Annotated in this window: 9 protein-coding genes; 3 read left to right on the top strand and 6 right to left on the bottom strand. The window is 73.1% G+C overall.

Translation table 11 applies throughout. The features are described from left to right. The 4 genes from G3I40_RS08830 to hrcA all read right to left on the bottom strand — a co-directional run. On the bottom strand, positions 1-554 hold a 554-nt coding region (locus tag G3I40_RS08830), incomplete at its 3' end, for a 16S rRNA (uracil(1498)-N(3))-methyltransferase (RefSeq protein ID WP_164301597.1). Next, the gene (locus G3I40_RS08825; protein WP_164301596.1) at positions 551-1,669 is read right to left on the bottom strand and encodes a nitronate monooxygenase; all 1,119 of its coding nucleotides are present in this window, start codon (positions 1,667-1,669) and stop codon (positions 551-553) included. The genes G3I40_RS08825 and G3I40_RS08830, both read right to left, overlap by 4 nt. A gap of 113 nt (positions 1,670-1,782) precedes the next feature. Continuing rightward, positions 1,783-2,919, bottom strand: coding sequence for a molecular chaperone DnaJ (gene dnaJ / locus G3I40_RS08820; protein ID WP_164301595.1), 1,137 nt, complete (start codon positions 2,917-2,919; stop codon positions 1,783-1,785). Continuing rightward, positions 2,920-3,936, bottom strand: coding sequence for a heat-inducible transcriptional repressor HrcA (hrcA, locus tag G3I40_RS08815; protein ID WP_164301594.1), 1,017 nt, complete (start codon positions 3,934-3,936; stop codon positions 2,920-2,922). Between the two features lie 251 nt (positions 3,937-4,187). Between hrcA and G3I40_RS08810 the strand changes: the two genes are divergently transcribed. Both G3I40_RS08810 and G3I40_RS08805 read left to right on the top strand, forming a co-directional pair. Then, entirely contained in the window at positions 4,188-4,937 is a 750-nt protein-coding gene (locus tag G3I40_RS08810) for an MBL fold metallo-hydrolase (protein ID WP_164301593.1), read from the top strand. 34 nt (positions 4,938-4,971) lie between these two features. Next, complete coding sequence (locus G3I40_RS08805) at positions 4,972-5,853, top strand: DUF3097 domain-containing protein (protein WP_164301592.1); 882 nt, start codon at positions 4,972-4,974, stop codon at positions 5,851-5,853. Positions 5,854-5,875: 22 nt separating this feature from the next. Here G3I40_RS08805 and hemW read toward each other — a convergent pair whose 3' ends face one another. Next, a complete protein-coding gene (gene hemW / locus G3I40_RS08800) occupies positions 5,876-7,162 on the bottom strand; it encodes a radical SAM family heme chaperone HemW (RefSeq protein WP_164301591.1) in 1,287 nt (428 codons plus the stop codon). 39 nt (positions 7,163-7,201) lie between these two features. After that, complete coding sequence (locus G3I40_RS08795) at positions 7,202-9,112, bottom strand: SpoIIE family protein phosphatase (protein WP_164301598.1); 1,911 nt, start codon at positions 9,110-9,112, stop codon at positions 7,202-7,204. A 149-nt stretch (positions 9,113-9,261) separates the two neighbouring features. Here G3I40_RS08795 and G3I40_RS08790 point away from each other — a divergent pair. Continuing rightward, positions 9,262-10,346: HAMP domain-containing protein (locus tag G3I40_RS08790; protein WP_164301590.1), on the top strand; the 1,085-nt coding region annotated here is incomplete at its 3' end.

The following is a 10,346-nucleotide window of genomic DNA, read 5'->3' as shown; positions in this document are numbered from 1 at the left end:
GAGGCGAGCGCCTCACTCGGCGCCTCGCGGTCCTCGTGCAGCACGGCCGCGAAGTCCGCGGCGGCGAGCAGCGCCGCGACCTCCTTGGTGGACGCGGCGTCCGCGACCTCGGGGAAGCGGACCCGGCGCGACTGCTTGCCGGCCTCGCGGGCGGTGGCCCGCCACTTGCCGAGCGCCTTGGCCCCGCGCTCGCCCCGCCACTGCGTGATGCACCGGGACGCCGCCCACGGCACGATCGCGTCGACGCCCGTCTCGGTCATCGTCTCGACGGCGAGCTCGCCGCGGTCGCCCTTGGGCAGCGCCTGTACGACGGTGATCCGGGGACGCGGCTCGTCCTCGACGCGCACCGGCCCGGCCTCGACGACGAGGCGGTCCTTGCCCTCGCTGCCCGCGACGACGCCCTCGCTCCACGCCCCGAGACCGTCCGTCAGCACGACGGACTCCCCGGCCCGCAGCCGCTTCACGGACACGGCGTGCCGCCCCTCCGGCCCGTCCAGTACGTACGTGCACGCGCCGGGGACGGTGCCCTCGACGACGAACACCGGCGCGGTCACGCGGCGCCCTGCTGCCCGAGCGCGGCGGTGGCGGCGGCGAGTTCGGCGGCGAGCACCTCGACGAGCTGGCCGGCGGGCAGCTCCCGGGCGAGCCGGTGCCCCTGACCCGCCCACAGCGCCATGGCCTGCGGGTCCCCGGCCTTGGCGGCGGCCTTGCGCACGGGCGACGTCATGTGGTGGACCTCGGGGTACGCGGCGGGCGCGTACGGGCCGTGCTCGCGCAGGAACCGGTTGACGAGCCCGCGCGCGGGCCGCCCGGAGAACGCACGGGTCAACTCGGTCCGGGTGAACAGCGGATCGGTCATGGCCTGCTTGTGCAGCGCGGGTGCGCCCGACTCCGGCGTCACGAGGAACGCGGTGCCCAGCTGGGCGAGTTCGGCGCCGGCGGCGAGCACGGCGGCGATCTGCGCGCCCCGCATGATGCCGCCGGCGGCGATGACCGGCAGCTGGACGGCCTCCCGCACCTGCGCGATCAGGGCGAGCAGTCCGATGCCGCTGCCGTCGGCCTCGGGGTTGTCCCGGTGCGTGCCCTGGTGTCCGCCGGCCTCGATGCCCTGGACGCACACGGCGTCGGCGCCCGACCACTGCGCGGCCAGCGCCTCGTCCACGGTCGTCACGGTGACGGCCGTGCGGGTGCCGACGTTGCGCAGCGCGGCGATCACCTCACGGGTGGGGCAGCCGAACGTGAAGGTGACCAGCGGCACCGGGTCCTCGACGAGGATGGCGAGCTTGGCGTCGTAGTTGTCGTCGCGCCCGCTGTCGGGGTCACCGAGCGAGGTCTGGTACCAGGCGGCCTCACCGGCGAGCTGGTGCCGGTAGACGTCGACCGCGGCCGTGACGGGGTGCGCGGCGCGCACCGCCCCGGTGGAGCCGGTCACCGCACCCGGGTACTCGGGCTGCGGCAGGAACAGATTGACGCCGAAGGGCCGTCCGGTCAGCCCGCGCACCTGCTTGATCTCCTGGTACATGCCGTCGGCGGTCTTGTACCCGGCGGCGAGGAATCCGAGCCCGCCCGCCTCGGACACGGCGGCCACGAGCGCGGGGGAGGATGCGCCGCCCGCCATGGGCGCCTGCACGATCGGACAGGGGCAGAGATCGGTCAGTGCGGAGGACATGCCCGCATCGTGCCACGTATGGCGGACACCTCCGAATCGGCGGATGCGTGCTCGGCGCGGCCATGCGGAAGGGGCCCGGGGTCACAGACCCCGGGCCCCTTCCGCCGACGGACTCACCGCCCGTTGAACGCGTCCTTCAGTCGCGAGAACAGCCCTTGCTGCCCGGGCTGGAACTGCCCGGTGGGGCGTTCCTCGCCGCGCAGCTCGGCGAGCTCGCGCAGCAGCCGCTCCTGCTCGGGGTCGAGCTTCTGCGGCGTCATGACCTCGACGTGCACGATGAGGTCGCCCCGGCCGCCGCCGCGCAGGTGCGTGACGCCGCGCCCGTGCAGCGGGACGGACTGGCCGGACTGGGTGCCGGGCCGGATGTCGACCTCCTCCATGCCGTCGAGCGTCTCCAGCGGCACCTTCGTGCCGAGGGCCGCCGCGGTCATCGGGATCGTCACCGTGCAGTGCAGGTCGTCGCCGCGCCGCTGGAAGGTCGGGTGCGGCAGCTCGTGGATCTCCACGTACAGGTCACCGGCGGGGCCGCCGCCGGGGCCGACCTCGCCCTCGCCCGCGAGCTGGATCCGCGTGCCGTTGTCGACACCGGCCGGGATCTTCACCGTCAGCGTGCGCCGGGACCGGATGCGGCCGTCGCCGGCGCACTCCGGGCACGGGGTCGGCACGACGGTGCCGAAGCCCTGGCACTGCGGGCAGGGCCGTGAGGTCATGACCTGGCCGAGGAAGGACCGCGTGACCTGCGAGACCTCGCCGCGGCCGCGGCACATGTCGCAGGTCTGGGCCGACGTCCCCGGAGCGGCACCCTCGCCGCTGCAGGTGGAACAGACGACGGCCGTGTCGACCTGTATGTCCTTGGTGGTACCGAAGGCCGCCTCGTCGAGCTCGACCTCCAGGCGGATCATGGCGTCCTGGCCGCGGCGCGTACGGGACCGGGGTCCACGCTGCGACGCCGTACCGAAGAACGCGTCCATGATGTCCGAGAAGTTCCCGAACCCGCCGGCGCCGAAGCCGCCGGCCCCGCCTCCGCCGGACTGCGACAGGGGGTCGCCCCCCAGGTCGTAGACCTGCTTCTTCTGCGGGTCGGAGAGCACCTCGTAGGCGGCGTTGATCTCCTTGAACCGCTCCTGAGTCTTCGGGTCCGGATTCACGTCCGGGTGAAGCTCACGGGCCAGCCTGCGAAAGGCCTTCTTGATCTCGTCCTGGGAAGCGTCGCGGCGCACGCCGAGTACGGCGTAGTAGTCCGTGGCCACTTACGACTCCGCCAGGATCTGTCCGACGTAACGTGCCACTGCGCGTACTGCTCCCATCGTTCCCGGGTAATCCATGCGTGTCGGTCCGACGACGCCGAGCTTGGCTACTGCCTCGCCGCCCGAACCGTAGCCGACCGACACGACGGACGTGGAGTTGAGTCCCTCGTGGGCGTTCTCGTGACCGATGCGTACGGCCATGCCCGAATCCCCCACCTCTCCCAGCAACTTGAGGAGCACGACCTGCTCCTCAAGGGCTTCGAGGACGGGACGGATAGTGAGGGGAAAGTCATGTCCGAAGCGGGTGAGATTGGCCGTTCCGCCGATCATCAGCCGTTCCTCGGACTCCTCGACGAGCGTCTCCAGGAGAGTGGAGAGCACCGTCGCGACCGTGCCGCGGTCCTCCGCTTCGAAGGCCTCCGGCAGGTCCTGCACCAGCTGCGGTACGTCGGCGAACCGGCGGCCCGCGACACGGCTGTTGAGCCGGGCCCGCAGATCCGCCAGGGACGATTCGCCGAACGGCGCCGGGCAGTCGATCATCCGCTGCTCCACGCGTCCGGTGTCCGTGATGAGCACGAGCATCAGACGGGCGGGCGCCAGCGAGAGCAGCTCGACGTGGCGCACGGTGGACCTGGTCAGGGACGGGTACTGGACGATCGCCACCTGCCGCGTCAGCTGCGCGAGCAGCCGCACGGTCCGACCGACGACGTCGTCCAGATCGACGGCGCCCTCCAGGAAGTTCTGGACGGCGCGCCGCTCCGGCGCGGTCATCGGCTTCACGTTCGTGAGCTTGTCGACGAAGAGGCGGTACCCCTTGTCGGTGGGGATGCGCCCGGCACTGGTGTGCGGCTGGGCGATGAACCCCTCGTCCTCCAGGGCGGCCATGTCGTTGCGCACGGTCGCCGGGGAGACGCCCAGGCGGTGCCGCTCGGTCAACGCCTTGGAGCCGACCGGCTCCTCGGTGCCGACGTAGTCCTGGACGATGGCGCGCAACACTTCGAGTCTGCGTTCACTGAGCACGGCGCACACCTCCCACTACTGACTACTGGCTCTGCGGTCGTCGATCTCTTTCGTTTGGCACTCGCTGCGCGCGAGTGCCAGTCGTCCCCGGGTCAGTGTACGGCCGGTGGGTGCGACCCGGGCAAGGCCGTCGGGGCCTGCCCGGCGGATCCCGTCGCGGACGCGGGGTCGGGCACGCACATCTGCACACAAACGGCGCGGCCGCCCGAGCCGCGCTCTGGTTCCGCCGGACAGGCCCTACCGTCGGAGCCATGAACAGCACGGCGGTCATCGACTGGGAATCGGCAGGCTGGGAAAGACTCGCGCCGTACGTGGGACGTGTCCGGCTGCCCGACTGGGACTGCACGGCCGGGCTCGTCGTGGGCGACGGCGCGGCCCTGCTGATCGACACGGGATCCTCACTCCGTGAAGGCGCCCGGCTGCGCGCGGACACCCGTCGCCTCCTGGGTGCACACGGTCGGGTGACACACGTCGCGCTCACCCACCCGCACTTCGACCACGTGCTGGGCACGGCGGCGTTCGCGGGCGTGGAGGTGTACGGCGCCGTGGGCATCGACGCCGTGTTCGCGACGGGCGCCGAGGGGCTGCGCGCCGACGCCGTGCGCCACGGCCTGGACCCGGAGGCGGCCGCCGCGGCGACCGACGTCCTCGTCTCCCCGCACCACCGGGTCTGCGGCGAGTGGACCCTCGACCTGGGCGGCGGCCTGCAGGTGCTGCTCGCGAACGTGGGCCCGGCGCACAGCGGCCACGACCTGGCCGTCCTCGTGCCGGGCGTCCCTCCGCGGCCGGAGATCGTCTTCTGCGGCGACCTCGTGGAGGAGTCGGGCGAACCCCAGGCGGGACCGGACGCGGCTCCCCGGCACTGGCCGGCGGCGCTCGACCGGCTCCTCGCGCTGGGCGGCGAGGACGCGCACTACGTCCCGGGCCACGGTTCCGTGGTGAATGCGGACTTTGTCCGTGCGCAGCGCGCCACACTGGCGTCCCGCTCCGGCGTGTCGTAGCCGGGACCTGCGCGCTCGTCCTATCGTCGGCCGAATGGTCCCCCCCATCTCCCGCCACCGCCCCTCCCCCGAGGGCCCGTCGGGCCCGCAGAGCCGTCGGTATTCGGCCGACCTGACCCCTCCCTGGAAGCGGAACAAACCCGTCCCCGAGGTCCCGGCCGCACTCGATCTCGTCGTCGAGGAGGTCTCCACGGGCTTCTGCGGGGCCGTCGTCCGCGTCGAGAAGTCGGCGCAGGGCCCGACGGTGACCCTGGAGGACCGCTTCGGCAAGCACCGCGTGTTCCCGATGGAGCCGCGCGGTTTCCTGCTGGAGGGCAAGGTCGTCACGCTCGTACGTGCCTCCGCGGGCGGGCCCGCCCGGCCCACGCGCACCGCGTCCGGCTCGGTCGCGGTCCCGGGGGCCCGCGCCCGCGTGGCCCGGGCCGGCCGCATCTACGTGGAGGGCAAGCACGACGCCGAACTCATCGAGCGGGTCTGGGGCGACGACCTGCGCATCGAGGGCGTGGCCGTCGAGTTCCTGGAGGGCGTCGACGACCTCCCGGCGATCGTCGCCGACTTCGCACCGGGGCCGGACGCCCGCCTCGGCGTGCTGGTCGACCACCTGGTGCCGGGTTCGAAGGAATGGCGCATCGCCCAGTCCGTCACCAGCGGGCACGCGCTGGTCGTGGGCCACCCCTACATCGACATCTGGGAAGCCGTGAAGCCGTCGGCGGTGGGCATCGAGGCCTGGCCCCGGGTCCCGCGCGGCCAGGACTGGAAGACCGGCGTGTGCCGGGCGCTCGGCTGGCGCGTGGCGAACACGGGCGAGGCCTGGCAGCACATCCTGAGCCGGGTCCGCACGTACAAGGACCTGGAGCCCGAACTCCTGGGCAGGGTCGAAGAGTTGATCGACTTCGTCACGGCTCCGCCGGAGTAGCTCCTGAGGTGAGGGCCCGCCGTCAGTCGACCAGGTCGCGCACGACGCCGTCGGCGAGGAGCCGTCCCCGCAGGGTCAGCACGGCGCGCCCCTCGGCGAACGGGTCCGCCTCCAGCAGCCCGTTCGCCAGCGCCGTGCGCGCGGCCGCGAGCCCGTCGGGCTTCAGCAACGACAGGGGGCAGCCCTCCCGGAGCCGCAGTTCGAGGAGGATCCGCTCGACCCGCCGGTCCTCGTCGGCGAGCACCTCGCGTCCGGCGCCCGGCGACCTCCCGCCCGCGAGCGCCGCCGCGTACGCACCCGGGTGCTTCACGTTCCACCAGCGCACCCCGCCCACGTGCGAGTGCGCCCCGGGGCCCGCGCCCCACCAGTCGGCGCCGCGCCAGTACAGCTCGTTGTGCAGGCAGCGCCCGGCGTCGGACGTCGCCCAGTTCGACACCTCGTACCAGTCGAAGCCGGCCGCCGACAGCCGCTCCTCCGCGATCAGGTACCGGTCCGCGTGCACGTCGTCGTCGGTCATCGGCACCTCGCCCCGGCGGATCCGCCGGGCGAGCTGCGTGCCCTCCTCGACGATCAGTGCGTACGCCGACACGTGGTCGGGCCCGGCGCCGAGCGCCGCGTCGAGCGAGGCCCGCCAGTCGTCGTCGCTCTCCCCCGGGGTGCCGTAGATGAGGTCGAGGTTCACGTGCTGGAAGCCGGCCGCCCGCGCCTCGGCCACGCACGCCTCGGGCCGCCCGGGGGTGTGCGTGCGGTCGAGGACCTTCAGGACGTGCTGCCGCGCGCTCTGCATCCCGAACGAGATCCGGTTGAAGCCGCCGGCCCGCAGTTCGGCCAGGTAGGCCGGGTCGACCGACTCCGGGTTCGCCTCGGTGGTCACCTCGGCGTCGTCCGCGAGCCCGAACTCGTCGCGGATCGCCCCCAGCATCCGTACGAGGTCGGCGGCGGGCAGCAGCGTCGGCGTCCCGCCGCCGACGAACACGGTCCGCACCGGCCGCGGGTCGTCCCCGAGCACCTTGCGGGCGAGGCGCACCTCGTCGGTCAGGGTGTCCGCGTAGTTGTCCCGGGAGGCGAGCACACCGCCGGAACCGACGAGCTCGGTCGCCGTGTACGTGTTGAAGTCGCAGTACCCGCAGCGCGTGGCGCAGTACGGGACGTGCAGGTAGAAGCCGAGCGGACGCGAGGCCGCGTCGTACGCGTCGTAGAAGCGGCCCGAAGGGTCCCCGTCGACGGCGGTGGTGGGAGACGGGAGGGCGGAGGCGGGCAGCGAGCCGTCGTCGGGCACGGGCTCACCATCGGGGAGGGCGGAAGGCATGCCCCCATTGTCCAGCCTTCGGCAGCGCTCCCGGAAAGGTCAGTGCGCCTGCAGGACCAGCAGGGCCAGATCGTCGTCCGGCGGGCTGTCGGCGAAGGCGTGCACGAGGCGCCGGATGCGCTCGGCGAGCAAGGGCGCCGTCAGGCCCGCGCACCCGGCCAGGGCGTGCGCGAGCCCGTCCCCGTCGTCGAACTGGCGGTGCCCGCAGCGCCGCTCGGTCACCCCGTCCGTGACGCACAGCAGGGTGTCCCCGATCAGCATCTCGAACGTCTCGCTGGTGTAGTCGGGGTCGTCGACGACCCCGAGCAGCACCTGCGGGGCGGCCGCCGCGACGATCTCGCCGCCGGGCCGCATCAGCAGCGGCAGCGGGTGCCCGGCGGAGGCGAGCGTGCAGACCACCCCGCTGCCGTCCTCGGCCGGGGTCAGCTCGCCGTACAGGATCGACAGGAACCGGGAGCTGGTGCCCTCCGGCGGGATGCCCTGGCCGCCGGCGGCGGCGAGGGCGCGGGCCGCGGAGTCGGCGGCCTCGGTGGCGTCGTCGAGCAGCAGCCGGTTGAGCCGGTCGAGGACCTGGGAGACGGGGTATCCCTCGCGGGCGAGCAGGCGCAGCCAGGGCCGGACGAGGCCGATGACGACGGCGGCCTCGGGCCCTTTTCCCTGGACGTCGCCGAGGGCGAAGCACCAGCGGCCGTCACCGGCGGGGAACACGTCGTAGAAGTCGCCGCCCGGTCCGCCCTGCTCCTTCGGCTCGTACACGAGGGCGCTCTTCATGCCGGGGATCTCGGCGATGGCCGTGGGCAGCAGTCCGCGCTGGAGGATCCGGCTGATGGTGGCCTGCCGGGTGTAGCGGCGGGCCGCGCTGACGGCGAGCGCGACGCGGCGGCTGAAGTCCTCGACGAGCCCGGTGATCTCGTCGGGGAAGCGCGGGAGCCCCGCGCGGCCGATGAGCAGGATGCCGAGGGTGCGCCCGCCGGCGGACAGCGGGTAGGCGAGCGCGGCGCCCGAGTCGTCCGGGGCGCAGCCGCCCCGCGTCTCGAAGGGCCAGGGCACGGGGACGGCTCCGGTGCGCACGGATTCGGGCAGCCGCGGCGGCTCCTTCTCCAGGATGCGGCGGAGCTCCTCGGTGCGGCTCTCGCGCATGTGCCAGACCCGGGCGAGGCGTGGCAGCGGCATCGGGCCCGCCGCGCGCAGGTCGTGGTCGGCGGTGCCCGGAAGGCCGCGGCCCTCCTCGTCGTAGAACCAGACGGCGCACCAGTCGGCGAGCCGCGGCACGAGGAGCTGGCCGACGAGCGCGGCGACCATGTCCTCGTCGAGCTGTCCGCCGAGCAGGTCGGAGGCCTCGGCGAGGAAGGACAGCGCGCCGCGGTTGATCCAGTCCCGGTCGTGCGGCGGGTTGCGGGCCTCGGGCGGGAGGAGCTCGGCGGCGCGCAGGCCGCGCTCCAGGGCGCGTACCGCGGAGTGCACACCGGGGTCGGCCGGGGTGGCCGCCACCTCGTCGACGGGCAGGCGGGCCCACACCGTCTTGGTGCCGGGGCGGTAGGTGACGCCCCACGACTCGGCCAGGGACGCGACGAGTCGGAGGCCGCGGCCGTACTCGGGGGTCTCGGGGGTGCGGCTGCCGCGGTCGTTGCGCACGGCGCGGGCCGGGTGGTGGTCGGTGACCTCGACGACGAGTGCCGCGGGGACGCCGTCGGGCGTGGCCTCGTCGAGCCGGCACAGCAGCTCGACGCTGGTGCCCGCGTGCACGACGGCGTTGGTGACGAGTTCGCTCAGGACCACGACGGCGTCGTCGGCGAGCCGGTCGCCCAGGGCCGCGGCCTGCGGAAGTTCCTGCTCGGTCCAGTCGGCGAACGCGGCCCGCAGGAAACGGCGGGCGGCCGCGGGTGCGAGCGGGTTCCCGGGCAGCGACGTACGCACCACGTTCGGGCCTCCGTGCGGGTGGTCCGGCATATTCGTGGCGCTGAAGGTGGTCTCCCGCTGAAGAGGAATGGACCCCACGTTCGGCTCCTGAGCAGTTCGGGCAAAGACGCCTCAGGCGACAGGAACAGAGTGACAGACTGACCTCGCCCATAAGCACCGAGTTACCGAAGTGGGCCGTCATGAGTGAGAACAATGCTATGCGTGTGCATACGAACGGTCTCGAGGGCGAGGTCATCCGTCCGCCCGATCTGCGACCGCTGCTCGCCGCGATCTCGGCAGCCCGCGACGGCAACTTCACGCGCCTCCCCGACGGCGGGGAGGGCATGGTGGGTGAGCTCGCGGCGGTCTTCAACCAGCTCATCGACCGCAGCGTCCACTACAACGGCGAACTCACCCGCGTGCGCCGGGAGATCGTCCGGCACGGCCGGCTCGACGAGCGGATGGAGGCGAGCCCGGGGCAGGGCGCGTGGGCGACCCGCGTCGCCGACGTCAACACCATCATCGGGGCGCTGGTGGCCCCGGCGGCCAACGCCACCCGGGTGCTCGACGCGGTGGCGGGCGGTGACCTCACCCAGCGCGTCGACCTGCACGACGGGAACCGTCAACTGCGGGGAGATCTGCGGCGGTTGGGCCGTGCGGTCAACAAGATGGTGGACCAGCTGTCCCTGTTCACCGGTGAGGTGACGCGGGTCGCCCGCGAGGTCGGCACCGAAGGCCGGCTCGGTGGCCGCGCCAAGGCGCAGGGCCTTTCGGGCAGTTGGCGGGACGTGACGGAAGCGGTCAACACGATGGCGTCGCGCCTGACCGCACAGGTGCGGGACATCGCGCTCGTGACGACGGCGGTGGCGCGCGGTGACCTGACGCGTACGGTCACGATCGAGGCGACGGGCGAACTGCTCGAACTGAAGCTGACCGTGAACACGATGGTCGACCAGCTCTCCGCCTTCGCCGACGAGGTCACCCGCGTCGCCCGCGAGGTCGGCACCGAGGGCCAGCTCGGCGGCCGCGCCCAGGTCCGCGGCGTCTCCGGGGTCTGGAAGGACCTCACCGACAACGTCAACTTCATGGCGTCGAACCTGACTTCACAGGTGCGCAACATCGCCCAGGTCACCACGGCCGTGGCCAACGGCGACCTGAGCCAGAAGATCACCGTCGACGCGCAGGGCGAGATCCTCGAACTGAAGTCGACGATCAACACGATGGTCGACCAGCTCTCCGCCTTCGCCGACGAGGTCACCCGCGTCGCCCGCGAGGTCGGCACCGA

It is taken from the genome of Streptomyces sp. SID14478 (assembly GCF_010548525.1).
GTDB lineage: Bacteria > Actinomycetota > Actinomycetes > Streptomycetales > Streptomycetaceae > Streptomyces.
Note: the sequence above shows the minus strand (reverse complement) of the source record. Positions and strands in the feature narration are given on the sequence as shown.

What these genes read in the sequence shown, in the direction of transcription:
- G3I40_RS08825 (WP_164301596.1), bottom strand. Translation starts at nt 1,669, where the DNA reads ATGTCCTCCGCACTGACCGATCTCTGCCCCTGTCCGATCGTGCAGGCG.
- G3I40_RS08810 (WP_164301593.1), top strand. Translation starts at nt 4,188, where the DNA reads ATGAACAGCACGGCGGTCATCGACTGGGAATCGGCAGGCTGGGAAAGA.
- G3I40_RS08795 (WP_164301598.1), bottom strand. Translation starts at nt 9,112, where the DNA reads ATGCCGGACCACCCGCACGGAGGCCCGAACGTGGTGCGTACGTCGCTG.
- hemW (WP_164301591.1), bottom strand. Translation starts at nt 7,162, where the DNA reads ATGCCTTCCGCCCTCCCCGATGGTGAGCCCGTGCCCGACGACGGCTCG.
- G3I40_RS08805 (WP_164301592.1), top strand. Translation starts at nt 4,972, where the DNA reads ATGGTCCCCCCCATCTCCCGCCACCGCCCCTCCCCCGAGGGCCCGTCG.